Below are 26,119 nucleotides of genomic sequence, written 5' to 3'. Positions count from 1 at the left end.
CGGCGTTAACGGGATCAGTCGAGGGGGGTGTTCCCGGGCAGCTGGCGTGACAGGGCGAGGGCGCGAACGCCGAAGGCCTCGTTCAGCCAGGCATCATCCTCCAGGGCCCGGGCCAGCCAGTGCGCATCGCCTGCGGGATCATCGCCCAGTGCCGCCAGTTGCCGGAAGGCCGCCTGTGCCTCATGGCGCCAGGCCGGCTCGCCGGTATCGCCCAAGGCATCCAGGGCCACGCCGGCACGATGCAGCCAGGCGGCGGGTGTGCCGCCCTCGGGTAGACGCCATTGCCCGAGCAGCAAGGCTCCGCCCCGGGCGGCCTTGCTGGTGTCCGAGGGACGCAGGGGCACGCTTTCAGCCAGGGTGGCGGCGAGTTGGTGCAGGGCGCCCTCCTTGCCTTCCTTGAGTTCCAGCTCCAGCTCGCGGATCGTCGCCGTGCGTTCGCCGGCACGGATCTCACCGGCATCCAGTGCCACCTCGATGACAGCACCAGCGTCTTCCACCATCCAGGTCTCGCGGGTGAAGTCGGTAGAGAAGCGCGGTACGAGGCGCGAGAGAGTGTCCTGGCCGAGCGCGGCCATGGGGGGAATCTCGGCGAGTCCCTCGAGGTCCAGCCCGGGGCCGGCCACCGGCCATTCCCATTCGCCACGGCTCGAGAGGCCTCCGCTGCCCTCGCCACGGGTCTTCACGGTTTGCAGCAGCCTGGAACCGTCGCGGCGCAGGCGCAGGGCGCTGCGTGCTTCTTCCAGGTCCCCGTCCGGGGTGTCGAAGTAGGTGTTGCCCAATCGACTGACCCGAGAGGGCAGGGAAGCGAGCCGGGGATGGCGCCGTAGGGCGTCCGGCCCCGACTCGCCCAGGGCCAGCTTGAGTTCGATTTCACTTGCCATGGCGTGTTTGCCTTGTGAGGGTAGAATGAAAGATAGATGAATTTTTCATGACGCCGGGATGCCCAATCACTATACTGACGCCGCCATTTTCCAAGTGTTCAGATGCCCATGGTGACATCCAATCCTTTCTCCGCGATGTTTGGCCGCTCGCCATTCCAGCCGTTGCTGGCACACATCGTCAAGGTCAACGATTGCGCGGAACAGTTGCTGCCGTTCTTCGAATCCACGCTCAATGGTGACTGGCAGGAAGCCGGCGTTCACCGCGAGACTATCACGCGTCTCGAACACGAGGCCGACGAGCTCAAGACCGAGCTGCGCCTCAACCTCCCCAATACCATGTTCCTGCCGGTCTCGCGGTCCGATCTGCTGGACCTGATCAGCGTTCAGGACAAGATTGCCAACAAGGTCCGTGACATCACCGGCATCATGCTCGGCCGCAGCATGCAGGTACCGGAAACGCTGGCCGATCCAATGCGCAGCTACATGCAGACCTCCGTGGCTTGCGTGGGGCAGGCGCGCCAGGCGCTGGAAGAGCTCAAGGATCTGCTCGAGTCCGGTTTCGGGCGCAATGTCTCCGATGTCATGCAGAACCTGATCCGCGAGCTCCACACCCTGGAGCAGCAGGCCGACAGCCAGCAGATCGCGATCCGCCGCCAGCTGTTCGCGCTGGAAGACAGCCTGCCGCCGGTGGAGGTGATGTTCCTCTACAAGATCATCGACTGGGTCGGTGAACTGTCCGATCGCGCCGAGCGCGTCGGCAGTCGCCTTCAGATCATGACGGCCAACTGATCGGGAATTCCCGAGAACCATCCGCCACATTCTGACCGCAGAAGGACACCGTCCTATGTCGATCATCGCTCAACATGGCGACATCTTCATCATTCTTGCCTGTCTCTTCGGCCTCTTCATGGCTTGGGGCGTCGGGGCCAATGACGTGGCCAATGCCATGGGGACCTCGGTAGGTTCCAAGGCCATTACCATCAAGCAGGCGATCATCATCGCCGTGATCTTCGAATTCCTCGGCGCCTGGCTGGCCGGTGGCGAGGTCACCAACACCATCCGCAAGGGCATCATCGATCCGACCATGCTCCAGGGCGACCCCCAGTTGCTGGTCTACGGGATGATGGCCGCCCTGCTGGCGGCGGCAACCTGGCTGCTGATCGCCTCGATGCGTGGCTGGCCGGTCTCCACCACCCATTCCATCGTCGGCGCCATCGTCGGTTTCGCCATGGCCGGACTCGGGCTCGACGCCATCGGGTGGACCAAGGTCGGCCAGATAGCCGCCAGCTGGGTCGTCTCGCCGCTGATGTCCGGCTCCATTGCCTTCATGCTGTTCAAGTCCGTCCAGCATCTGATCTTCGAGAGCCGCGATCCCTTCGCTGCCGCCAAGCGCTATGTGCCGATGTATGTCTTCCTGGTCGGCTTCATCGTCGCCATGGTGACCTTCACCAAGGGACTCAAGCACGTCGGTCTCGAGCTCAGCTTCGGTGCCAGCTTCTTGTATTCCATCCTGATGGGCCTGGCCCTGATGGTGCTGGGGATCGTGAGAGAGCGCCGAGTGGGAGCTGGAAAGCGCCAGGACGATGCCTTCGGCTTCGGTGGCGTGGAGCGTGTCTTCGGTGTGCTGATGCTGTTCACCGCCTGTGCCATGGCATTTGCCCACGGGTCCAATGATGTGGCCAATGCCGTCGGCCCCCTGGCTGCCGTCATCAGCGTCGTGGAGAGTGGTGGTACCGTCGGCGGCGAGGCGTTGGTGCCCTGGTGGGTCCTGATGCTCGGTGGCGGTGGTATCGTCGTTGGCCTGGTGACCTATGGCCACAAGGTTATTGCCACCGTCGGCACCGGCATCACCGAGCTGACACCGAGCCGCGGGTTCGCCGCGACTCTGGCCGCTGCCACCACCGTGGTGCTGGCTTCCGGCACTGGTCTGCCGATCTCCACCACTCACACCCTGGTCGGTGCGGTGCTCGGCGTGGGCCTGGCGCGCGGCATGGCGGCACTCAACCTGCGGGTGATCGGCACCATCGTGATGTCCTGGTTGATCACGCTGCCGGCGGGGGCGGCCCTGGCCATCATGTTCTTCTTCATGTTCAAGGGCATGTTTGGTTAATCCTCCGCCTCGTCGAAGAGCGGCGCCTGTCGCCTGGAAGAGGGAAAAAGCGCTTTGGTCTCCCATGCCCTGAGCTGAGAGGCCATGGCTTCCTTCCGAAAAGCGTGTGGCGCCGCTCTTGTCCCTTCCTGCTCGCGTGTTTGATATAGTCGGAGCTCGTGCCTTCTTTCACCTGCTGCCGGAGCGCGGCCTTGGATACTCGCTTTCCCTTCGTCGACTGGTTTCGCAATTCCTCGCCCTACATCAATGCCCATCGAGGACGAACCTTCGTCATCCTGATCGAAGGCGAGGCGGTGTCCGAGGGACGTGGCGAGCAGCTCATTCAGGATCTGGCGCTGCTGCACACCCTGGGAGTGCGTCTGGTGGTGGTGCTGGGCATTCGCCCCCAGGTGAACGACGCCCTCGAGGCGGCGTCGATCACGCCGCGCCGTCACCATGGTCGCTGGGTGGCCGATGAGTCGATCATGGTGCAGGTCGAGCGGGTGGCGGCCGAGCAACGCCTCTGGCTCGAGTCGCGGCTTTCTCTGGGGCTGCCCAACTCGCCGCTGCATGGCGTCGAGATGACCGCCGTATCCGGCAATCTGGTGATGGCCAAGCCACTGGGGGTGCGCGATGGGGTCGATTTCGCGCGCAGCGGTGAGGTACGCCGAGTCCGCGATACGGCGATCACCGCTCTGCTGGAACAAGGAGCGCTGGTATTGCTGCCACCTCTGGGATATTCCAGTACCGGAGAGGTCTTCGATCTGGATGCCGCCGAGGTGGCCCAGAAGGTCGCCACGGCCCTGGCCGCCGACAAGCTGATCCTGCTCGGCGAGGCCAGTGGCGTGTTCGACGCCGACGGGCAGCTGCAACGCCAGTTGACGCCGGACGAGGCGAGCGCCTGGCTCGCCGACACCTCGCCCGATCATGAAGCCTTCCGCCATCTGCGTGCCGCCTGTGCCGCCGCCCGTCATGGGGTGATGCGTACCCACCTGTTGTCATGGCGCGATCACGATGCGCTGCTCGGTGAGCTGTTCACCCGCGATGGCGTGGGCACCATGATCTCGCGCCATCGCTACGAACAGCTACGTGCCGCCCAGATCGCGGATGTCGGTGGCCTGCTGGAACTGCTCGAGCCGCTGGAGCGGCATGGGATGCTGGTGCCGCGCTCCAGGGAGCGCCTGGAGTACGAAATCGACGATTATGTCGTTATCGAGCGCGATGGCATGGTCATCGGCTGTGCCGCCCTGCATACCTTCCCCGAGGCCAGCATGGGCGAGCTTGCCTGCGTGGCCGTGCATGGCGATTATCGCGGTGGCGCTCGAGGCGACCTGTTGCTGGGCGAGGTGGAGCGCCGTGCCCGACGGCTGGGCCTGAACTCGCTGTTCGCCCTGACGACCCATACGGCGCACTGGTTCTTCGAGCATGGCTTTGGTGCCGCTGAACTCGCCGACCTGCCGCCGCTCAAGCGTGATACCTACAATCACGCCAGGCAGTCGAAGGTACTGGTCAAGCCGCTTGCCTGAAGGCGGTGCCGTCTTCCCTGATTCTCCCATCTTCTAATCTGTCGCCTCAAGGCGACAGATTATCTGATTGTTATGAAAGAACTTTCTTTCTTTGCCTCGGCGAGCGTCGCGATATGGCAACGTTATTGGCCGTGTCATGAGGCGAATGAGACCTTGTTGTGGCGCCATGGCAAAGAGGGATGCGTTTAGTTAATTGATAAGTATGGATTTTTTTGTTTTTGGCATGTATGTGGCAATAGTCAGGGTGAGCAAACGGAAAACGATTCATACGGCTCGAATCGTTCTCCGGTCGCTGCGAGGCATGTGACATCACTGCCCTGTGTGCTCGGCCTCAAAGCGACCAACGTCTGCTCCAGCGATGTGTGACTTTAGGTTGCGATGAGACGGTACCGACGCTGTCAGGGAGGTGTACCGAAAAGGGCATGGACGCTCTGGCAAGGATGCCTCTCCCCCGAGATGGGGGACGAATCGCGCATCGGCGCCCTCGGAGGCGGCGATGCCAGGATCGAAGCGAGGGTGGTTCGCCACCCGACACTCGATGACCGGTCCCTGGTGGCAAACGGCTATCGTGTGGCTTCGAGGGCCCTCTGCAGGCCCAGTGGAGAGTCGATCGACGGACGGGATCAGGCCAGTCGATCGAGCGGCTTTCCAACCCTTCAGTTCCCTGCGTATTGGCCGGCTCTGCCGGCCTTTTTTTTGCCGCACATCGACCTGGGGTGTGCGATGCATTGCAGGCTGGCCGGCGAAACTCTGGTATTCTCGAGCAAGAACAATGGTGCTTCCTTTTACTTTCTTCGATAGAACGCTGGCCATGACCTCTGCCGTTTCCCGTCGCTGGCGCCCACGCTCCCTGCTGCAGCTGGTGTTGCTGGCCTTTCTCATGGTGATGTTGCCGCTGGCCGTATTGATGTTCCAGGCCGGCCAGGCGCTGTCCGAACTGTCGCGCCTGGCCGATGTCAGTGCCCGACAGGCGGTGGAAGAGACCCGCCGGGCCCGCACCCTGGGCGCCCTGGCGCTGGAGCTGGAACGTGCCGCCCGTCAATACGCGGTGGTCGAGCAGGAGAGCCTGCTCGATATCTACGATGAACGGATCAATGAATTTCGCGCGTTGCTGGCCAAGCAACGTGAACTGTTGCCCGACGACCCGGATGTCGCGGCGCTCAGCGATCAGTTGGATGCACTCGCCGAGTTGCCCGAACTGCCCATCGAGCAATTTCGAGAGCGCTTGTCGGCCTTTCTGGCCTTCGCCCAGCATACCGAGGCCATGCGGCAGGCCACCAACCAGCGAATCGACGAGCGACTCGATGATATTCGTACCCGGGCCGAGGCGGTGCAGACGCGGCTGTGGTGGCAGACGGCGGCTCTGGTCTCGGCCAGCCTGCTGCTGATGCTGCTGTTCACGCGCCTGATCATCCGCCCGATCCGCCAGCTCGAGCGACGTATCCTGGGGATCGGCAGCGGCGGTCAGCCGCGCGGCGTGACGCCGGTACAAGGCCCTGCCGAGCTGGTCCGGCTGGACGAGCGGCTGGACTGGCTGTCGTCTCGACTCGATGAGCTGGAGGAACAGAAGCAGCAGTTCCTGCGTCACATGTCCCACGAGCTCAAGACCCCGCTGGCCAGTGTGCGCGAGGGCTCGGCATTGCTCACCGATGGGGTGGCCGGCGAGCTTACCCAGCACCAGCGCGAGATACTCGAGTTGATCGATGCCAGTGGCAGCGAACTGCAACAGCTCATCGAGCAGCTGCTCGACTATAACCTGCTGCAGCACAACCGGCGCCTCGAACTCGAATGTCTTGACCTGGCAACGGTGGCCAAGGAGGTACTGGCCAAGCACCGCCTGGCGCTGCAGCAGAAGGAGATGCGGGTCGAGTGTTTCGATGGTCCTGTGACCTGGCGAATCGATCGTACCGCCACGGGGCGGATCCTCGACAACCTCATCTCCAATGCCATTGCGTATGGCGAGGACGCCGGCGTGCTGGAAATCCGTGCTCGTACCAGCCAGTCGTCGTTGATACTCGAGGTCGCCAATAGTGGCGAGCCGATTCCCGAGGAAGATCGCGAGCATCTTTTCGAGGCCTTTTATCAGGGCCGTATACGTCGCAAGGGGGCGCTGAAGGGCTCTGGCATCGGCCTTTCGGTGGCCGCCGACTGCGCGCGCCTGCAGCAGGGCACATTGGCGCTGGTCGAGGATCGGCTGTCCGTGTGTTTCCGCCTGACGCTGCCGGCGCTCACCGAAAGTGGCGACGCAACAGAAACAGTGCCCGAACTGACGGGTACGCACGCAAGGAACGGATGACATGAACGCACGAGCTTTGACCATCTGCCTGGCCGCCCTCTGGTTGGCGGGCTGTCAGTGGTTGCCCGAGCAGTCTCGGAAGAACGTGACGGAACCCTCCGTGAGGCAAGACGACACGCCAAGCTGCTATGCCGAAGTCCCCGGCTTTGCCGACGATGCCTGCCTGTTGCGCGACTGGGTGGGATTCGGCCTGGCAGCCCAGCGTGGTGACAGTGAATGGCGAGAACGCATGCGCGAGCGTCTCGCCGGCAGTCAGACCGAGGAACGTCTGGCCAGGGCCGTGGTGTTGTCCTGGGGACCGCCATCGCAATGGAAGCAGGCCTCCGAACTGTTCAAGGCCGACCTGCATGCGGCCCCATCGCGATTACAACCGTTGTTGCGTTACTGGCTCAACGAGGTCGAACGTCGTCGCGAGCAGCAGAACCGGCTGGCTGACAGCGAGGAGGCACGAGGCACCCTGGCGGCGGAAAAGGAGGCACTGACACAGAAGCTCGATGCCCTGACCGACATCGAGCGAAATATCAATTCGCGACAGCGGAACGAATGACCCGGAGAGATGACATGACCCCGACCGGACACTTTCACGCCAACGCCGACCAGGCTGCCCATATCCTGCTGGTGGACGATGACGTCAGCCTGCTGAAACTGCTGGGTATGCGGCTGGAGAGCCGTGGCTACCGCGTGACCACCGCCGAGAGTGGCCGGGAAGCCCTCAAGCATCTGGATACCGGCCGCCCGGACCTGGTGCTGTCCGACATGCGCATGGACGAGATGGACGGGCTGGCATTGTTCCAGGAAATCCAGCGGCGCCTGCCGGGGTTGCCGGTGATCATCCTCACCGCCCACGGTTCGATTCCCGATGCCGTCAGCGCCACGCGCCAAGGGGTCTTCGGCTTTCTCACCAAGCCGGTGGATCGAGACGAGCTGTTCACCACCATCGACGATGCCCTGGCGCATACGTCGGCGGCGGCCGGCGAGGATGACAGCTGGCGCGAGGCGATCATCACCCGTAGCCCGGAGATGGAACGCATCCTCGAGCAGGCCAGAATGGTGGCGAGCTCCGATGTCAGCGTGCTGGTAACCGGGCCTTCCGGCTCCGGCAAGGAACTGCTGGCCGGCGCCATCCACAAGGCCAGCCGGCGAGCCGACAAGCCCTTCATCGCCATCAACTGCGGCGCCTTGCCCGAGCAGCTCCTCGAAAGCGAACTGTTCGGCCACGCCAAGGGGGCCTTCACCGGGGCGATCAGCGATCACCAGGGATTGTTCCAGGCCGCCGACGGCGGGACGCTGTTTCTCGACGAAATCGGTGACATGCCGTTGCCTCTGCAGGTCAAGCTGCTGCGCGCCCTGCAGGAGCGCCAGATTCGTCCCCTCGGCTCGACCGCCTCGGTACCGGTGGACGTGCGCCTGATCTCAGCGACGCATCGCGACCTGGGGCAGGCCATGCACGACGGAGATTTCCGCGAGGATCTCTTCTATCGCCTCAATGTGGTGAACCTGAAGCTGCCGCCGCTCAAGGAACGTGCCGAAGACGTGCCGTTGCTCGCCAAGTATCTGGTGTCTCAGGCAGCCGAACGCCATAAGCCCTTTGTCAAGGGCTTCTCCAAGGAAGCTATCAACCTGCTGGCGTCGAGCGCCTGGCCGGGCAATGTGCGACAACTGGTCAACGTGGTGGAGCAGTGCGTGGCCCTGACCAGCTCGCCGATCATCCCCGAGGCGCTGGTGGCCCAGGCCCTGGTGGCCGAGGAAAACGCTCTGCCGACCTTCAACGACGCCCGGGCCGGGTTCGAGCGCAGCTACCTGATCAAGGTACTCAAGATCACCGAGGGCAATGTCACCCAGGCGGCGCGGATCGCCGGCCGCAACCGAACGGATTTCTACAAGTTGCTGGCCCGGCACGAACTCGAACCTTCGACGTTCAAGCCGAACGTCGCTTACTCCAACAGGGCTTGAGCGGCGGGTGAAAGGACGGCGCCCGGGGCGGGCGCCGTCAAGCGAGCACTGGATGACGGACACAAGGCTGTTGCACAGCGAAGGTCACCCGATGCTTGGCACTGTCAGCCTGTCATGCAGGCAGGCATGTTAACGCAATCGGCGATGATGTAAATAATACTTGTTATTGTTTGTGGCCGGATGATGAGGGAGCCTCGGAAGGCGGCAACACTTCGAGCGCCAGGCGTCCCTCTCCCAGCCTGGCCTCGAGTCGTTCTCCAGGGCGGGTATCCTTGGCCCGTTTGAGCACTCGGCCGTCGGGCGTCTCGAGGATCGAGTAGCCCCGTCCCAATATCGCCAGGGGACTGACCGCCTGCAATTCGCGAGATACGGCAGTGAGGCGCTCGCGATGTCGCGCCAGCGCACGGGGCATGCTGTGCTGGAGCCGTCGGGTAGCCAGTGTCAGGCGTTGCTCGGCCTGTTCTACCTGTCTTCGTGGCGAACGCAGCGTCAGGCGCTGGCGCAGGTGGCGTTCGCGTTCCCGCCGTTCGGCCAGTCCAGCGTTCATGGCGCGGTGCAGGCGGCCTTCCAACTGTTCGAGCTGGCGGCGGCGATAGACCAGCACCTCGCCGGGGTGGCGCAGCCTGGCCCTCAGGTGATCGAGCCGCTGGCCCTGGGTATCCAGGCGGGCCCGTTGCGAGCGGGTCAGTCGATCCTCGAGCTGGATCAGGCGCTGGCGCAGGGCGGCAGCGTCCGGAACCAGCCGTTCGGCGGCCGCCGATGGCGTGGGGGCGCGGCTGTCGGCCGCGAAATCCGCCAGGGTGACGTCGACTTCATGGCCCACCGCCGACATGACCGGCAGCCGGGAATGGAAGATGGCCCGGGCCAGGTGTTCGTCGTTGAAGGCCCAGAGATCCTCGAGACTGCCACCGCCGCGGGTGATCAGGATGGCATCGTGTTCCGGGGTCAGGGCCGATTGGCGGTTGAGCATGCCGAGCGCGGCGATCAGCGCCGGGGCCGACTCGCGGCCTTGAACCGGCACGGGAATCAAGGTGACCTGGGACAGTGGCCAGCGTGCCTCGAGCACGGCGAGCACGTCACGAATCGCCGCGCCGGTGGGCGAGGTGAGCACCAGCAGATGCCGGGGTGGAAACGGCAGGGGGCGGGCATTGGCGAAGACGCCCTCGGCATCCAGCTTGGCCTTGAGACGCTCGAAGGCGGCCAGCAGCTCGCCTTCGCCGGCCGGTTGCACGGCCTCGGCGATGAGCTGGAAGTCGCCACGTGGCTCGAACAGCGAGACTCGCCCACGCACCTTGACCCGATCCCCGTCGCGCATCGGCGTGGTCACGAAGCGAGCCCGGGTGCGGAACAGCGCGCAGCGCAACTGGGCACGTTCATCCTTGAGCGTGAAGTAGACATGGCCAGAGGCCGGCCGCGAGACCCCGGAGAGTTCGGCTTCCACCCAGACCTCGCCGATCCCGCTCTCGAGGAGCTGGCGAGCGTTGCGGTTGAGGGTCTCGACCGACAAAGGCCGTTCGGCGGTGGATGACATGGTCTGTCCTGACAATGACGTGGGCTGCCTAGCCTATCATGCCCGCCGTGCCATCATCCTGAGCAACGCCGGCAGGAGCAGTACCAGCACGCTGATGCGCATCAGGTGATGAGTGGTCACGAAGGCCGGGTCGATGTCCAGTGTCAGCGCCACCAGGCTCAGTTCGGGCGCACCGCCGGGCATGTAGGCGAGCAGGGCGGCGGCGGCCGAATAGCCGGTCAGCAGGTGGCCGATCCAGGCAGCGAGCACGGCGATCACGAGCAGCACCAGTGCCTGGAGCGAGGCCATCACCAGCGTCTGGCCGAGCCGTGCCAGTGAGGTGCCGGCGAAGCGCACGCCCACCGAAACGCCGATGATCACCTGGGCCAGGGCGAGCAGCGTGGGCGGCACCGCAGCATGGGTGACGCCGGTGAGATGCAGCGCCGCCGAGACCAGTGCCGGGCCGAACAGCAGGGCATTGGGCAGGCGCAAGCGGCGCCCGAGCCACAGGCCGCCGAGCCCGGCGACGGTGAGCCAGGCCGCATCGGCCGCACCGGGTAACCACAGCCACTGGGCCAGGTCAGGTGTGGCGCCTGCCAGGTCGACATGGCCGATCGCCTGGAGTACCGGCGGGATGGCCAACAGCACCACCAGGATGCGTATCGCATGGGTCATGCCCACGACCCTCAGGTCGGCCCCGGAGGCCATTGCCATCAGCGTGACCGTGGAAACGCCACCCGGCACGCCGGCGTACAGCGCAGTCTCGCGTGAGTGGCCGGCGACCCGCTGCGAGAACCACACCGAGAAGGCCATCATCACCGCCGTGGCCACCAGCATTACCGCCAGGCTCAGACTCCACAGGCCCAAATCGCCGGTCATGCCGGGGGTGAAGGCGGTACCCAGCATCACGCCGATCACGACCAGCACACCCTTGCGACCTCGCCCCGGCGAACGTAGTCGTACGCCGCAAAGGCTCGCCGCCGTGGTGGCGATCATGGCGCCGAGCAGCCAGGGCAGCGGCAGGTTCACGGCAAAGGCCAGAGCACCACCAACGATGCCTAGCGCCAGGGTGGGCAGAAAGCGAAGCAGGGCTGGGAGCGCGGTGGGCAAGTCGGGGTCTCCAGTCGAGAGGGATCGGGCCCGTCGGGCGGGCCCGGAGCGTACATCAGCCGGTACGGTTATGGCGAGTGCGCCCGGCGAGCAGCTTCGGCAGCAGCCAGGGCAGTATCAACAGCGCGGCGGCCGCTATCCACAGGCCCACCGAGATGCCGGATTGCCAGAGAATACCGATGTCGCCGCCGCTGATCGACAGGGCGCGACGCAGGTTCTGCTCCATCAGGCCGCCGAGTACATAGCCTAGGATCACCGGAGCCAGCGAGATGCCAAGCTTGCGCAGCAGATAACCGAGGATGCCGATGACCAGCATCAGGTAGATGGCGGTGAGATCGGAATGCAACTGATAGACGCCGACGAAGGCGAGCAGGGCGATGCCCGGTACCAGCACCCAGCGGGGAATGGTCAGCACCCGGGCGAAGAGGCCGGCCAGCGGCAGGTTCAAGGCCAGCAGGACCAGATTGCCGATGTACAACGAGGCGATCAGGCCGCCGGCTACCTCGGGACGCTCGGTGAACATCATCGGGCCGGGCGTGATGTTGTAGAGCATCAGGGCGCCGAGGAGTACCGCGGTGGTGCCGGAGCCGGGGATGCCGAGTGTCAGCATGGGTACGAAGGAGCCCGCCGCCGAGGCATTGTTGGCGGCCTCCGGTGCTGCCAGACCACGCATGTCGCCTTGGCCGAAGGTATCGTGCTTGTCGGAAATGCGCTTCTCGGTGGTATAGGCCACCGCGCTGGCCACCGAGGCGCCGGTGCCGGGCAGTACGCCGATGATGAAGCCCAGCAGGCCGGAGCGGCCCATGGCCCCCTTGCAGGCAAGAATCTCCTTGAGGCTGACGAAGACACGCCCCAGAGGCGGAATGCCCTCGTCCAGGCCATCGCGCCGGTTGCCCTGCTCGAGCATCAGCAGGATCTCGCTGATGGCGAACAGCCCGATGATCATCACCACGAAGTCGATGCCGTCGTAGAGCTCGGCCATGCCGAAGGTGTAGCGCATCACGCCGGTACCCGAGTCGACGCCGACGGTGCCGATCAGGATGCCCAGTATCGCCCCGATGGCAGTCTTGAGTGGATCCTTTCCCATCATCACCGACATGGACGCGAAGGCGAACACCATCAGGGCGAAGAATTCGGCGGGGCCGAACATCACGGCCACCTCCGCCAGCAGCGGGGCGAACAGCGTGAGGCCGATGATGGCGATGGTGGCACCAACGAAGGAACTGACCGCCGAGAGGCCGAGTGCCGGCCCGGCCAGGCCCTTCTTGGCCAGCGGGTGACCGTCCAGGGTACTCATGACCGCACCGGCATCGCCCGGCACGTTGAGCAGGATGCTCGACATGCGGCCGCCGTATTCCGAGCCGGTATAGATCCCGGCGAGCAGGATCAGCGCCGACTCCGCCGGCAGTCCCAGGGTATAGGCCAGGGGCATCAGGATGGCGATACCGTTGATGGGCCCGATGCCCGGCAACGAGCCGAACAGGGTGCCGAGCAGGGCGCCGAGGAAGGCCAGCCCCAAGTTCATGGGGGTCAAGGCGACAGCGAAGCCATGAATCAGAAAGTCGAACATGCTGACGCTCCTCTAGACGATGCCTGCCAGATAGCCGTCGGGCAGCGAGATGCCCAGGCCACTGGTGAACAGGAAGTAACTGCCGATGGCCATCAGGACACCGGTGATCAATGCCTTGCCCCAGGTCGTACCGAACAGCCGGGCCAGTATCGTCGCCGCCAGCAACGAGGCGGGGATGTAGCCGAGCCGGGTGAACAGGGTGGCGTAGACCACCAGCAGCACGAGTACCATCAACAGCTTCACGGCCAGGGCACGATGCGGCCAGTGCCCATTGGCGCCGGGCCTGAACACCAGCACCAGGGCCAGGATCGACAACAGCGATGCCAGCCCCAGGGGAAATGCCCTGGGGCCCACGGGTTCATAGCTGAAAGGAATCTGCCACTGCAGGGCCTGGACGGCGACAAGTGCCGCCAGGCCCAACAGGACGATCCCCAACAGCCTGTCGGCCGTCACTCTCATTGGCCCAGCCCCACTTCCTGTGCCAGTGACTTGAAGTTGGCGATCTGTTGCTGGACGTACTGATCGAAGTCATCACCGAAGCGGGACATCGGGAAGAGGCCGCGAGCTTCACGCAACTCGGCGAACTCGGGATCTTCGGAGAGCGCCTTCATGCGCTCGACCCAGGTGGAGTAGGCTTCGTCGCTGACTTCGGGGCCCATGTAGTAACCGCGCCAGATGGGCCACTGGACGTCATAGCCCTGTTCGGCGGCGGTAGGGATCTCGGCGAAGGGGCCGCCCATGCGCTCCTCGGACAGCGAGGCCAGCACCCGGATCTTGCCGCTCTCGAGCTGCGACTTGAGCTCGGAAAGGTCGCCGGTGAAGACCTGGATATGGTTGCCGAGCAGTGCCGCCAGGGCCTCGCCACCGCCCTCGAAGGCGACGTAGCGCAGCTTCTGCGGAGAAACGTCGGCGGCCTTGGCGGTCAATGCCGCCTTCATCCAGTCCTGGCTGCCCACGGTACCGCCGGCGCCGAAGGCAATCTCGCCCGGCTTGTCCTGGAGGTCCGACATCAGGTCGTCGAGGTCTTCCCAGGGAGCGTCGGCATTGACCACGATGGCGCCATAGTCGACGCCCAGTGCGCCCAGCCAGCGGACCTCGTCGCCGCTGTAATCGCCGAACTTGTTCAGGGCGAGGTTGACCGCCGCGCCGGTACTGGCAGCGACGATCAGGCTGGGATCGTCGGTGCGCACGCCATTGAGATGGTTGTAGGCGACGGCGCCGATGCCGCCGGGCATGTAAGTGACCACCATCGGCTGGTCGATGCGGCCGGTTTCCTCCAGGCCGTTGGCGGCCAGGCGGCAGGTCAGGTCATAGCCGCCGCCGGGCTTGGCCGGGGCGATGCATTCGGTCTCGCCGGACTGGGCCTGGGCGCTGCCGGTCAGCAACAGGCTGCCCAGCAGGGCGAGGCAGGAGGCGTGGCGTAGCGTCGTGTTGATCTTCATGGCGAACTCCTGTTCTCTTGTTGTGATCGAGGCTGCGGCCTCGGCGTCATCGGGGATGACGGGAGTGATCCTAGGAGCGCTACCTTTCATCAACCTGTCATGTCATGAATCGCTCTGTGAGACTTTGGTCGCATGCGTTTGCTCGTCGTCGAGGATGATCCGCTGATTGCCAGGTCACTGGACAATGCCCTGGCGCCGCTCGGCAACATCGTGGAAGTCTTCACGCATTGCGCCGAGGCGAGCGCGGCGCTGTGCCAGGGCGGTTTCGATCTGGTCCTGCTCGACCTGGGGCTGCCCGACGGCAATGGCCTGACGCTGCTCGAGGCACTTCGCGAGCGTGGCGACATGACGCCCGTGCTGATCCTCACGGCTCGGGATGGCGTGGAGGACCGCGTGCGTGGTCTCGATCTGGGCGCCGATGATTATCTGGCCAAGCCCTTCTCGCTCGCCGAACTGGAGGCACGAGTACGCGCGCTGCTCCGGCGCAGTCAGCAGCGCAGCGACAACCTGCTGCGCCTGGGGCCCTTGTGTTTTGATTCGGCCTCCGGACGCGTGACCCTCGACGAGGCCGTGCTGGAGCTGCCGCGTCGCGAACTGCTGTTGCTCGAAGGCTTGCTGTCCCAGGCGGGCGACATTGCCCCGCGCGAGATGCTGGAAAGTCGCCTGTTCGGTTTCGGCGAGGTGGGCTCGAACGCCCTTGAGGTCTACGTCAGCCGGTTACGCAAGCGGCTGCAGGGCAGTGGACTGTGCATCCGTACCTTCCGGGGGCTGGGCTATCGCCTTGAGGAAGCGCGGACGTGATCGAGGTCGACGGCTCGCTGAAGCGTCGACTGGCGATCTGGCTGCTGGTCACGGTGACCGGCCTGGGTACCCTGTTGATGATCGAGGCCTACCTGGGCGCGCAGCGCGCGGCGCAGCGTGCCTATGACAGCCAGTTGGAAGCTGCCGTCCTGACCATCGTCGAGTCGGTGCAATGGCGGGAGGGCGAGCCGGTGCTGGAGATTCCGGCGGCGGCGCTGCAGATCCTCTCCACCCGTCACGAAGAGCGCGTGTTCTATGCGGTGCTGGATGCCGACGGGAAGCGTATTTCCGCCAACCTGGCGCTCGAGATCGACCCGGCCGACCAGCGTCACGCCGCCCGTGAACCCTTCTGGCGCGACCTGACCTGGCGTGGGGAGGACTGGCGCCTGTACGGGCGGGAATACGATTCGGCTGGCTGGGAAACTCAGGACCCGGTACAGATCTGGGTAGGGCACACCATGGCCGGTCGCCGGGCGCTGGCGGGGGAGCTCTTCGAGCGCGCGGTGACACGCTTTCTGGCCATGGTGCTGCTCGCCGGCTTGCTGATGCTGCTGGCCATGCGGGTGGCGCTGACGCCGATGCGCCGGCTGCGGCAACTGCTGCGCCGCCGCGATGCCGATGACATGGGGCCGCTGGATGCCCGCGTGCCCGAGGAACTGCGCGAACTGGCCGAGACACTCGATACCCTGTTTGCCCACCAGCGCGACAGCCGCGACGCTCTGCTGCGCTTCACCGCCGATGCCAGCCATCAGCTCAAGACACCGCTGGCCGGCCTGCAGAATGCCAGCGAGCTGGCGCTTGCCCATGATGACCCGGCGGCATGGCGGGCGGCCCTGGTCGATGTCAACGAGGGTGCCGCGCGCACCAGCCGGCTGGCCAGCCAGTTGCTGAGCCTGGCGCGATTGCGCCATGTCGGTGGCGACGGTGACATGACGCGCCTCGACCTGGCGGCCATGCTGCGCGAGGTGACGCTCGACTGGGCTGGTCGGGATGCTGCCCGGGATCACGATCTGGGGCTGGCCGAACTGCCGGTCGGACCGGCCGTCATTCTGGGGTCGCCCTGGGCGCTGCGCGAACTGCTGGGCAACCTGATCGACAATGCCCTGAGCTATACCCCGGCGGGCAGCGAGATTACCTTGGGCATCGAACTCGATGCCGGCACGGCAACGCTCTACATCGAGGACGATGGCCCCGGCGTGCCGGCCGAGTTGCTCGAGTGCCTGCATCATCCCTTCGAACGAGGAGGACGTCAGGACACTCAGGGCTCCGGACTCGGGCTGGCAGTGGTGGATTCCATCGCCAAGCGCCACGGCGCCGACTGGCATGTGAGCAACCTTGACCCTCGAGGGCTTCGTGTGGCGCTGCACTTTACCCTGTCGAGCCGGGAGGAGCCATGATGCGAGCGCGACGCCTCGCCGTGTTCATCGGCCTGTTGGTCGCCTCGTTCAGCGAGGCTGTTGCCGCCGAGACGCTGGTTGTCGAGGCGGCGCTCGATCGGCGCGTGGTCGCGCCGTTACTCGACGCCTTCGAACGCTCTCACCCTGATATCGAGCTGAGGTTTCACGACCGGTCTACCCTCGAGGTCGATACCTTGGTCGAGCGGGCCGATCCGGCGCCCGACGTGGTGATCAGCTCGGCCATGCCCTGGCAGATGGCGCGCGTCAACCAGGACTACGCACGTCCCCTGCGTTCCCGGGAGGCGCGGGCCTGGCCGGACTGGGCCAAGTGGCGCGATGAGGTGTTCGGTTTCACCTTCGAGCCGATCGTCATGGCCTACCGGCTCGACTTGCCGCGGCACATGATGCCGCCCTCGACGCATGCCGACCTGCATACGCTGCTGACCACCCGGCAGGACATGCTGCGCGGCAAGGTGACTACCTATTCGCCGGCGCGCAGCGGTGTGGGTTATACCCTTTTCCAGCAGGACGCGCGCTACACGCCCCGCTTCTGGGATCTGGTCGCGGCCATGGGCAACGTCGATGCCCGCCTCGAGGAGAATACCCGCGCTATGCTTCAAGGCATCACCGAGGGTCGTTACTGGCTGGGCTACAACCTGCTGGGGTCTTACGCCATGGTCTGGGCCCAGCATCATCCCGAAGTGATCGTTCAGGTGCCTCAGGATTACTCGTTGGTGATGATGCGCATGGTGTTCATTCATCGAGATGCTCCGCATCCACGACGCGCCGGCGAGTTTGTCGATTTTCTGCTCAGCCGGGAAGGGCAGCGCGTGCTGGCGGGGCAGACGCCGCTGTTCAGCGTACGGCCGGATGTCAGCGGCCCTTACACGGCACAGCGGCTGCGCGATCAGGTCGGCGATCAGCTGTATCCCATTCCGATCAATGCGTCGTTGCTGGCCTTCGTCGACCCGCAGCGCCGCGCCGCCTTCATGGCACGCTGGCGCCGCGAATTCCAGCGCCGTCGCTGAGGGCCTCAGGAGAAGGCGGTGCGAGCAGCCAAGACAGCAGAAAGCACCACCACATTGCCCGAATTCGGTGGGCCGCGTTATAATGGTTGATTAACTTTACTCCCTCCTCCCACAGCGCACTGGGTGTTGCCGACTATGCTACGTATGGCCCAAGAAGCTCTTACGTTCGATGACGTATTACTCGTACCCGGCTACTCCGATGTCCTGCCCAAGGACGTCAGCCTCAGGACTCGCCTGACCCGCAACCTCTTCCTCAATATCCCGCTCGTTTCCGCCGCCATGGACACCGTGACCGAAGCCCGCCTGGCCATCGCCATGGCGCAGGAAGGCGGGATCGGTATCATCCACAAGAGCATGACCATCGCGCAGCAGGCCGCCGAGGTGCGCAAGGTCAAGAAGCACGAGAGCGTGATCGTCAAGGATCCGGTGACTGTCGGGCCCAAGGCCAAGCTGGCCGACCTGCTGGCCATGGCCAAGGAATATGGCTTCTCGGGCTTTCCGGTGGTGGAGGGGGAAACCCTGGTCGGCATCGTCACCGAGCGCGACATGCGCTTCCAGCCCAATCACGGCGACAGCGTCGCCGACATCATGACGCCCCGCGAGAAGCTGGTTACCGTGGCCGAAGGCACCGAGCTGGCCGTCATCAAGGGCAAGATGCAGGAGCATCGCGTCGAGAAGATGCTGGTGGTGGATGACGATTTCCGTCTGCGCGGCCTGGTCACCTTCCAGGACATCGAGAAGGCGCGCACTTTCCCGCACGCCGCCAAGGACAGCGACGGCCGCCTGCTGGTCGGCGCTGCCGTGGGCACTGGCCCCGAGACGTCCGATCGTATTGCCGCCCTGGTGGAAGCCGGTGTCGATGCCGTCATCGTCGACACGGCTCATGGCCATTCCAGGGGCGTGATCGAGCGTGTGGCCTGGGTGAAGGAACATTACCCGCAGATTCAGGTGGTCGGTGGCAATATTGCTACCGCGGAGGCGGCCAAGGCGCTGGCCGAGGCGGGCGCCGATGGCGTCAAGGTGGGCATTGGCCCCGGCTCGATCTGCACCACCCGCGTGGTGGCCGGTGTCGGCGTGCCACAGATCACCGCCGTCTCCAATGTGGCCGAGGCGCTCAAGCCTTACGACGTGCCGCTGATCGCCGATGGCGGCGTGCGCTTCTCCGGCGATCTGGCCAAGGCCGTGGCCGCCGGTGCCAGCTGCGTGATGGTGGGTGGCCTGCTGGCCGGCACCGAAGAGGCGCCGGGTGAGGTCGAGCTCTACCAGGGGCGGACCTACAAGGCCTATCGTGGCATGGGCTCCATGGGCGCGATGGCGCAGACCCAGGGCTCCAGCGACCGCTATTTCCAGGACAAGAGCGAAGGTGTCGAGAAACTCGTGCCGGAGGGCATCGAAGGCCGCGTGCCCTACAAGGGCGTGATGGGCGCCATCGTTCACCAGTTGATGGGCGGACTGCGGGCTTCCATGGGCTACACCGGCTGCCGCGACATCGAAGAAATGCGCACCAAGCCGGAGTTCGTGAAGATTACCGGCGCCGGCTTCAACGAGTCCCACGTCCACGACGTGCAGATCACCAAGGAAGCGCCCAACTACCGGGCAGGGTAAGAATCATCTGCGCTCGCTCAGGCAGTGTTGAATCGCGGCTCAACGTGCTCATTTACCAGCATGTAAACTCCGCTGTCTCGCCACGATTCGCCTCGCCTGAGCGTCGCTCGAAAGATTCTCGAGCGAATCGCCCCGTTCAAGGGACACCGTTGTTCAGCGGCGCTGGTGAGGCGCTGTTGCTTATTTAGAGAGCCCCCGATGACCGACATTCATGCCCACAAGATCCTGATCCTCGATTTCGGCTCCCAGTACACTCAGTTGATTGCCCGTCGGGTGCGCGATATCGGGGTCTATTCCGAGATTCGTGCCTTCGACATCACCGAGGAGGAGATCCGCGAGTATGCTCCCAACGGCATCATCCTCGCCGGTGGTCCGGAATCCGTCACCGAGCTGGATTCGCCCCGCGCACCGCAGTGCGTCTTCGAGATGGGCCTGCCGGTGCTGGGTATCTGTTACGGCATGCAGACTATGGCCGAGCAGCTCGGCGGTGGCGTGGAAGGCTCGCAGAAGCGTGAATTCGGCTACGCACAGATTCGTCTCGATGGCGAGAGTCCCCTGTTCGAGGACATCGCCGATCACATCGAAGCCGAGAGCGGCAAGCGTCTGCTCGATGTGTGGATGAGCCACGGCGACAAGGTCGCCCGGGTGCCGGAGGCCTTCAGCGTGATCGCCTCCACCGAGAGCTGCCCGATCGCTGCCATGGCCTGGGAGGAGAAGCGCTTCTATGGCGTGCAGTTCCATCCCGAAGTGACGCATACCCTGCAAGGACAGCGCATCCTCGAGCACTTCGTGCTGGGAATCTGCCAGGCGGAACGCTGGTGGACACCGGCGCAGATCATCGAGGACCAAGTCGCCCGGGTGCGCGAGCAGGTGGGCGATCGTCACGTGCTGCTGGGGCTTTCCGGAGGTGTCGATTCCTCGGTGGTGGCCGCGTTGCTGCACAAGGCCATCGGTGACCAGTTGACCTGCGTGTTCGTCGACAACGGCCTGCTGCGCAAGGACGAAGGCGATCAGGTGATGAAGACCTTTGCCAGCCATAAGGGCGTGCGGGTGATCCGCGTCGACGCCGAGGAGCAGTTCCTGTCGCGTCTGGAAGACGTGCATGACCCCGAGGCCAAGCGCAAGATCATCGGCAATACCTTCATCGACGTCTTCGATGCCGAGGCGGCCAAGATCGAGGGGGTGGAATTCCTCGCCCAGGGCACCATCTATCCGGACGTGATCGAATCCGCCGCCGCCAAGACCGGCAAGGCGCACGTCATCAAGTCCCACCACAACGTGGGCGGCCTGCCCGAGACCATGAAGCTCCAGCTTGTCGAGCCCCTGCGCGAGCTGTTCAAGGACGAGGTACGCAAGCTCGGCGTCGAGCTCGGTCTGCCCTACGACATGGTCTATCGTCATCCCTTCCCGGGGCCGGGCCTCGGTGTGCGCATCCTAGGCGAGGTGAAGAAGGAATACGCCGATATCCTGCGTGAGGCCGACGCCATCTTCATCGAGGAACTGCACAAGGCCGACTGGTACCACAAGACCAGCCAGGCCTTCGCCGTCTTCCTGCCGGTGAAATCCGTCGGTGTGGTCGGCGACGGCCGCCGCTACGAATGGGTCATCGCCCTGCGCGCCGTGGAGACCATCGACTTCATGACCGCCCGTTGGGCCCACCTGCCCTACGAACTGCTGGAAACCGTCTCCAATCGTATCATCAACGAACTGGAAGGCGTTTCCCGCGTCACTTATGACGTGAGCAGCAAACCGCCGGCAACCATCGAGTGGGAGTGATCACACGTTAGGCACTAGCTGGTACAAATTGGCATAAAAGATACTTAAGCCCATGTTCTCATGGGCTTTTTTTATGTTCTATATCAGCCTTTGTCCAGCCATGTGCGGGGACCCCAGGCCACTTTGCCCTCAGAGGTTTCCGCGAATACTGGTCTTACAGATCGTGGGCTTAGGGCATCAAATGGCGCCACAAGTCGAAAACGGTCGACTGGGGGGCTATCGGATGAATTTCTGTTCCTAAGATTTTAAGTTATCTACAGCTTTCGAAAAGATCAGATACATGTTTTATTCTATCTGGTAATGGATCATGGTCTTCTTTTCTGGTATTTTTCATTTCTTAATATTTTTCTTATTTAAAGAAGGTTAAGAGAGGGGTAGAATATAGTGAATAGCGGTCCTCGGTTTTCTATGCCAAAGGCGCTGGAATGGAGGTGTTAATAAAGAACATTCATGGATACACCACATTCTGTGCATTGTTTAGCATATGTCCGATGCAGGGCTGAAATTGATATGCTGTAGGGATTATAAATGAAAAATATCCGCATAATTATTGCTGATGACCATCCTCTGGTTTTGTTGGGGCTGAAGGAAGTCATAAACAGATATGGTGAGGATAAAGTGGAGGTGGTCGGGGAAGCTAATGATCCTGATGAGTTATGGAGGTGTTTGAATGAGAAAGCATGCGATGTCATTGTGACTGATTTTAATATGCCTTCAGGAAAAATGACCGATGGACTGGAGCTGATCTCAAGAATAAGAAGAAACTTCCCTTCAGTAACCATTCTGGTCGTTACCATGGTATATAATTCAAGCATGATCAACGCAATTTTTAAATCCGGAGCCAATGGAGTTTTTGACAAAAGAGAAGAGCTCCCTGTTCTTGTAGGAGCTATAAGAAGTATTAATAATAAAAGCATGACTTTGTATAGCTCAAGGTGGGTAGATAAGTCTGATTCTCATATGACGCAAGCCGACCTTGAGCGCAAGCTTTCAAAAAGGGAGTTAGAAGTCATTCGACTATATGCCTCAGGGCTTTCGGGAAGGGAAATAGCGAAAAAACTTAACAAGAGCGAGAAAACAATAAGCAGGCAAAAAAGAAGTGCGATGGAAAAGCTTGGGGTTGAAAGTGATGTTTATCTGAATCAAACAATTTCTGCGATTGGGCTGATATAAAAGTTTGGCGGGTTATGTTTTTATCTTTTTTCAAAAATACAATTCATATCGTTGTCTTTCTGATTTTTCTATTAGGCTCATCGCAGTCCAGAAGCACGGACCATGAAGATATCCTGAGGGAGTGGAAGGAAAGTCATGGTACGTTAATCGTTGGTCTGGCAGGTCTTGATGAGGAAGATGAAGATACTAGCTCAGGCGATGAAAGAAGTGACTCGACAAGTATAATAAAGGCGATTGCGAAGGAAATTGGTGTTGAAGTTAAATTTATTGTTTATCCAGACGCCGAATCTCTGAATTTGGCTTTGTCCAAGGGGCTGATAGATATAGCGCATCGTGGAAAAGGAAATCCCCATTATAATCCCCTTAGCCGTATTGAAAGGCCGCTTCAATCCCCGGGAGAGAGTCCGTATTGGATATTGAACAGTGAAGCGGACTATCCGATAAGTCGAGAAGGATGGGAATCATTGCGCGTCGCTGTCGTCAATGGGAGCAGAGTCGAGAATTACATAAAAAATAACTTTTCAGAAGTCAAGGTAGTGGAAAGAAATGATTATGGCGACATGATAGAAGCTGTAAGGAAAGGATATGCTGATGCCTTTGTGGGGGATAGATATTTTGTTAACAAGTATCTAAAAAATGGCAACGGTAAGGGGCTCAGGGTCGGGCCGGAAGCTATACCGGAGAATCGTCGATACGCATATTCCCTTTCAGAGAAAGATAAATCATTAAAGGAAGTGGTTGGTGAGGCATGGGCTCATCTATCAGATGACGAAAAATCCCGCCTTCTGACGGAGTGGGTGTCAAGCAGTATGGCAGCAAAAGAAAAAAAGCCCAAGAAACTAATAAAAATAAGCCTCGATGCTAAAGCGTTTCCTTTTACCTGGAAGGATGATGAAGATGGCATTGCCGGTCTCGGTGTCGAGTATTCTCAAAGCATATTTAAACCGGAGTACAACAGGATTCAGTATTATCCGGCAGAAGGTATGGAGAACGCTCTTAACATGCTCTTGGATGGAAAGGTACAGTTGTCTCTAGCAAGTGCTTCTATAGCGAGCAAGGTGCCAGGTCTCATATCCAGCGAACCTCTTATAGATTATCCCGTTGTCATAGTCGGAAAAGTGGATGAAGATCCTGTCAAAGAGCTCCCTGAGTTAAGCGGAAAGATTGTCGTTGGAGATTTGAATAACTCATGGTTTGATGACATGAAAAATAAGATTGATGGTGCTTCTTATATTCAAGAGTCGGATCTACGAAAGGCATACACATTGGTTTGTGACGGGAAGGCCGACTTTGCAGTGGCTAACCTGGCGCTGGCGACTCCCTTGTTGAGTGGAGACTTTTCAGACAAGTTAAAGATAGCGCGGTTGACTCATTGGATGGATGAGCTGGCATTCATAGCGACCGAAAACAATTCTGGACTGATTGATGATATTAATCAATCAATAGAAAACATGTCAGATTATGAAAGGATGAGGGTTGCCAATATCTGGATTGGCTCTCAGCTGTCTGAGAGCAAAGATAATCTGGATAAGTACTTTTACCCCCTTCTGTTGCTTATACTGGTGCTTCTTCCGGCGATCATGGTGTTGGTCATCTCACATATCAGGCTGAAAAAGGAGGTGGAAAGAAGGGTTGTCGTTCAGAAAAGGCTGGATGATGTGGCCAAAAACCTTCCCGCTGTCATCTACAAGCTCAAGGTCTCGAAACAGGAGGTTAGCCTCTTATTAATCATTGGTAACAGTGAGAAGATGTTTGGTATCTCGCCAAGGGATATAGAGCATGATCCAATGCTTCTGCTTAACAGGATTGGCACATATGATATCAAGTGGTTGGTAGGGCGCCTGCTAGTGTCCTCACGTAATTGCTCTCCAATTTACCGAGAGTTTTCCTTCTATGAGAAAGGTGAAAAAAGGTGGGTGGGAACCTTCCTTGAGCCTCGACGTCTGGAAAATGGAGACGTCCATTGGAATGGATACTGGGTGGATATCACAGCACAGCATTACCAGGCCGAAGCGCTATCGAAAGCCAAAAATGAGGCGGAAATGGCCAACAAATCGATGAAAAGCATGTTGGCTATTGTGTCCCATGAGCTAAGAACACCGCTCAGTGTCATCGTCGGGATAATCGACATACTTAGGAAAGGCTCTCCTAGCAGAGAGGAGAGATATTGGATAGAACAGCTGGAGATGACGGCAGAAGGACAGCTCCAGCTCCTGGAAGACATACTGGATTATTTCAAGATAGAAGCAGGACAGCTTCAGATACATCCGGAGAAGATAAATATAAGAGAAATTGTATGCCACTCTGTCAATATAATGTCGGATAATATATATTCAAAAGGGGTCGACTTGAGCCTGGATATAGACAGTAAACTGGCTACCTGTCTGTGGATTGATGGAAGAAGGCTCAGACAGGTTTTGTTTAATCTTATATCCAACTCAGCAAAGTTTACTGAAAGTGGAAGTATTGATATAGAAATTGAAGCAAATGAAATTCATGATGGAATGCAAAGAGTAGAGGTCAAGGTTGTCGATACAGGGATAGGTATCGGCGATTCGGCACAGAAAAAGCTATTTACTCCATTTTCCCAAGCGTATGATCATAGAGTACAAAATGCTGGGGGAACAGGTCTAGGACTCTCCATATGCAAGCAATTGATGGAAGCCATGAATGGCCATATAACCCTTGAAAGTACATTGGATAAAGGAACCACAGTAACGATCGACTTTTCTGCCAAGGTAGTGGAGTCCCGAAACCCTGCACCACTATTGAAAGGAATAGGCATCGCACTTGATGTGAGAAATGGTAAAACCAGGCGTGCTGTAGAAAATGCTTTGTATTATCACGAAGCGACCCTTCTGAAAAATGAAGAGGAAGCGCGGGTGGTGCTTTCTGACAGAATTTCCAGTTCCACGGAGAACAAAATAAGGCTTGTGGAATGCCCTAAAAGTCATTTGATTCACTCTAATGACGTGGCTATTAGCGTATATCCTCTGCAGCATGACGAGCTGTCTCATATCATTCTTGACCATCTGGGGATAAAAGAGTTTGGTCGCTTTGAATATAAGGAGGGAGGAAGCGAATCTATAGGGAAGTTCAAGATATTGGTGGCGGAAGACAATCCTGTCATCCGTAATGTCATCAAGGAGCAACTACAAAACTTGGGACAGTCTGTAGATGTCGTAGATGACGGGGATCAAGCGTGGGCCATGTTGCAAGAGAAAGGCTATAATATCGTTCTTACCGACTGCTACATGCCTGGCATCGATGGTATGGAATTGGCGAGAAGAATACAAGATAACAGTCAGTTTTCCGGCATGAATGTGATCGGAATGACAGCTAATGCACAGAAGGAACATGTGTCCGAATGCTTGGCATATGGAATGAAAAGGGTTTTGATAAAGCCTGTTACTTCCGATAATCTTTTAGAAATACTTTCCTCTTTAAGTTTTAGTGGAATGGAGGGGGAGCTTCTCGCTTCCAGTAGTGAGGAAAGCTTTTACAAGGAGAATGTTTATAGCATTGAGGGGTATTCTCCCGAGCTTGTGGAGAAGTGGATTTCAATGGTCAAGAAAGATAACAAGGAGCTGGAGGATAGCATTGGAGTTTATGATGCCGAGCAGATCGTTAGTAATGTACACCGACAACTTGGTTCATTGCGACTTTTTAACTGTCACGATGCTGTCGAGGCAGGGGCACTACTTGAGGAAAGATGGAGAAGTGATGGGGAATTGAAGGAAACGTTGTTGTCACGATATATAGATTGTATCTGGGATGCTGTTAGAGAAATCGAGGAGCTGGCGAGTAAGAGGTAGTGGCAAATAAGAAAATAACTTTAGCCGATTGGTTAGAAATTTCTTCAGCACTATTATCAATTATGGGAAGCAGTACCTTCTGAGTGGGGCGGTCGCTAGAGTGTTGCACGGACGCCACTCGTTTTCGCCTAGCCCGATAAGCGCTAT

General features: G+C 60.5%; 19 protein-coding genes. 13 read left to right on the top strand and 6 right to left on the bottom strand.

The annotated features are described in order from the left end of the window. Positions 1-14 precede the first annotated feature (14 nt). Positions 15-881 carry a CYTH domain-containing protein gene (locus A9O65_RS01700; RefSeq protein ID WP_064699101.1) on the bottom strand — a complete coding sequence of 289 codons (867 nt, stop codon included), beginning with the start codon at positions 879-881 and terminating at the stop codon, positions 15-17. Between the two features lie 108 nt (positions 882-989). On the opposite strand from A9O65_RS01700, the gene A9O65_RS01695 reads away from it, so the two are divergent. From A9O65_RS01695 to glrR, 6 genes are all read left to right on the top strand, one after another. Continuing rightward, positions 990-1,670 (top strand): TIGR00153 family protein, encoded by a 681-nt coding sequence (locus A9O65_RS01695; RefSeq protein ID WP_064701185.1) that lies wholly within the window; start codon positions 990-992, stop codon positions 1,668-1,670. 55 nt (positions 1,671-1,725) lie between these two features. After that, positions 1,726-2,991 carry an inorganic phosphate transporter gene (locus A9O65_RS01690; protein WP_064701170.1) on the top strand — a complete coding sequence of 422 codons (1,266 nt, stop codon included), beginning with the start codon at positions 1,726-1,728 and terminating at the stop codon, positions 2,989-2,991. A gap of 191 nt (positions 2,992-3,182) precedes the next feature. After that, positions 3,183-4,496 (top strand): amino-acid N-acetyltransferase, encoded by a 1,314-nt coding sequence (gene argA / locus A9O65_RS01685; RefSeq protein WP_064699103.1) that lies wholly within the window; start codon positions 3,183-3,185, stop codon positions 4,494-4,496. Positions 4,497-5,307: 811 nt separating this feature from the next. Next, entirely contained in the window at positions 5,308-6,792 is a 1,485-nt protein-coding gene (locus A9O65_RS01675; RefSeq protein ID WP_064701168.1) for a sensor histidine kinase, read from the top strand. 1 nt (position 6,793) lies between these two features. Then, positions 6,794-7,339, top strand: coding sequence for a hypothetical protein (locus tag A9O65_RS01670; RefSeq protein WP_064701167.1), 546 nt, complete (start codon positions 6,794-6,796; stop codon positions 7,337-7,339). 14 nt (positions 7,340-7,353) lie between these two features. Continuing rightward, on the top strand, positions 7,354-8,745 hold the full coding sequence (gene glrR / locus A9O65_RS01665) for a two-component system response regulator GlrR (protein WP_064701166.1): 1,392 nt from the start codon (positions 7,354-7,356) through the stop codon (positions 8,743-8,745). A 163-nt stretch (positions 8,746-8,908) separates the two neighbouring features. Here the strand turns inward: glrR and xseA are convergent, their stop codons facing one another. The 5 genes from xseA to A9O65_RS01640 are packed head-to-tail and all read right to left on the bottom strand — an operon-like array spanning position 8,909 to position 14,377. After that, complete coding sequence (xseA, locus tag A9O65_RS01660; protein WP_064701165.1) at positions 8,909-10,276, bottom strand: exodeoxyribonuclease VII large subunit; 1,368 nt, start codon at positions 10,274-10,276, stop codon at positions 8,909-8,911. A gap of 36 nt (positions 10,277-10,312) precedes the next feature. Further along, positions 10,313-11,365 (bottom strand): AbrB family transcriptional regulator, encoded by a 1,053-nt coding sequence (locus tag A9O65_RS01655; protein WP_064701164.1) that lies wholly within the window; start codon positions 11,363-11,365, stop codon positions 10,313-10,315. Positions 11,366-11,420: 55 nt separating this feature from the next. Beyond that, a complete protein-coding gene (locus A9O65_RS01650; protein ID WP_064701163.1) occupies positions 11,421-12,935 on the bottom strand; it encodes a tripartite tricarboxylate transporter permease in 1,515 nt (504 codons plus the stop codon). Between the two features lie 12 nt (positions 12,936-12,947). Continuing rightward, positions 12,948-13,394, bottom strand: coding sequence for a tripartite tricarboxylate transporter TctB family protein (locus tag A9O65_RS01645; RefSeq protein ID WP_064699111.1), 447 nt, complete (start codon positions 13,392-13,394; stop codon positions 12,948-12,950). Continuing rightward, on the bottom strand, positions 13,391-14,377 hold the full coding sequence (locus A9O65_RS01640) for a Bug family tripartite tricarboxylate transporter substrate binding protein (RefSeq protein ID WP_064701162.1): 987 nt from the start codon (positions 14,375-14,377) through the stop codon (positions 13,391-13,393). The genes A9O65_RS01645 and A9O65_RS01640 overlap by 4 nt, the downstream gene beginning before the upstream one ends. Positions 14,378-14,509: 132 nt before the next feature. Here A9O65_RS01640 and A9O65_RS01635 point away from each other — a divergent pair, with 132 nt between their 5' ends. From A9O65_RS01635 to A9O65_RS01610, 7 genes are all read left to right on the top strand, one after another. After that, positions 14,510-15,178, top strand: coding sequence for a response regulator (locus A9O65_RS01635; RefSeq protein WP_064701161.1), 669 nt, complete (start codon positions 14,510-14,512; stop codon positions 15,176-15,178). Further along, positions 15,175-16,575 carry a sensor histidine kinase gene (locus tag A9O65_RS01630; RefSeq protein ID WP_064701160.1) on the top strand — a complete coding sequence of 467 codons (1,401 nt, stop codon included), beginning with the start codon at positions 15,175-15,177 and terminating at the stop codon, positions 16,573-16,575. The genes A9O65_RS01635 and A9O65_RS01630 overlap by 4 nt, the downstream gene beginning before the upstream one ends. Beyond that, the gene (locus tag A9O65_RS01625; RefSeq protein ID WP_244534445.1) at positions 16,572-17,603 is read left to right on the top strand and encodes an ABC transporter substrate-binding protein; all 1,032 of its coding nucleotides are present in this window, start codon (positions 16,572-16,574) and stop codon (positions 17,601-17,603) included. Before A9O65_RS01630 ends, A9O65_RS01625 begins: the two co-directional genes overlap by 4 nt. A gap of 135 nt (positions 17,604-17,738) precedes the next feature. Beyond that, the gene (gene guaB, locus A9O65_RS01620; protein ID WP_064699116.1) at positions 17,739-19,208 is read left to right on the top strand and encodes an IMP dehydrogenase; all 1,470 of its coding nucleotides are present in this window, start codon (positions 17,739-17,741) and stop codon (positions 19,206-19,208) included. 198 nt (positions 19,209-19,406) lie between these two features. Then, positions 19,407-20,984 carry a glutamine-hydrolyzing GMP synthase gene (gene guaA, locus A9O65_RS01615; protein WP_064699117.1) on the top strand — a complete coding sequence of 526 codons (1,578 nt, stop codon included), beginning with the start codon at positions 19,407-19,409 and terminating at the stop codon, positions 20,982-20,984. A gap of 528 nt (positions 20,985-21,512) precedes the next feature. Beyond that, positions 21,513-22,157 (top strand): response regulator, encoded by a 645-nt coding sequence (locus A9O65_RS16850; RefSeq protein ID WP_074749303.1) that lies wholly within the window; start codon positions 21,513-21,515, stop codon positions 22,155-22,157. A 14-nt stretch (positions 22,158-22,171) separates the two neighbouring features. Next, positions 22,172-25,972, top strand: coding sequence for an ATP-binding protein (locus tag A9O65_RS01610; RefSeq protein ID WP_082920092.1), 3,801 nt, complete (start codon positions 22,172-22,174; stop codon positions 25,970-25,972). Positions 25,973-26,119 lie beyond the last annotated feature (147 nt).

It is taken from the genome of Halomonas caseinilytica (assembly GCF_001662305.1).
In the GTDB taxonomy this organism is placed as follows: domain Bacteria; phylum Pseudomonadota; class Gammaproteobacteria; order Pseudomonadales; family Halomonadaceae; genus Halomonas; species Halomonas caseinilytica.
The sequence above is the reverse complement of the archived record's forward strand: the minus strand, read 5'-3'. Positions and strand labels throughout refer to the sequence as shown.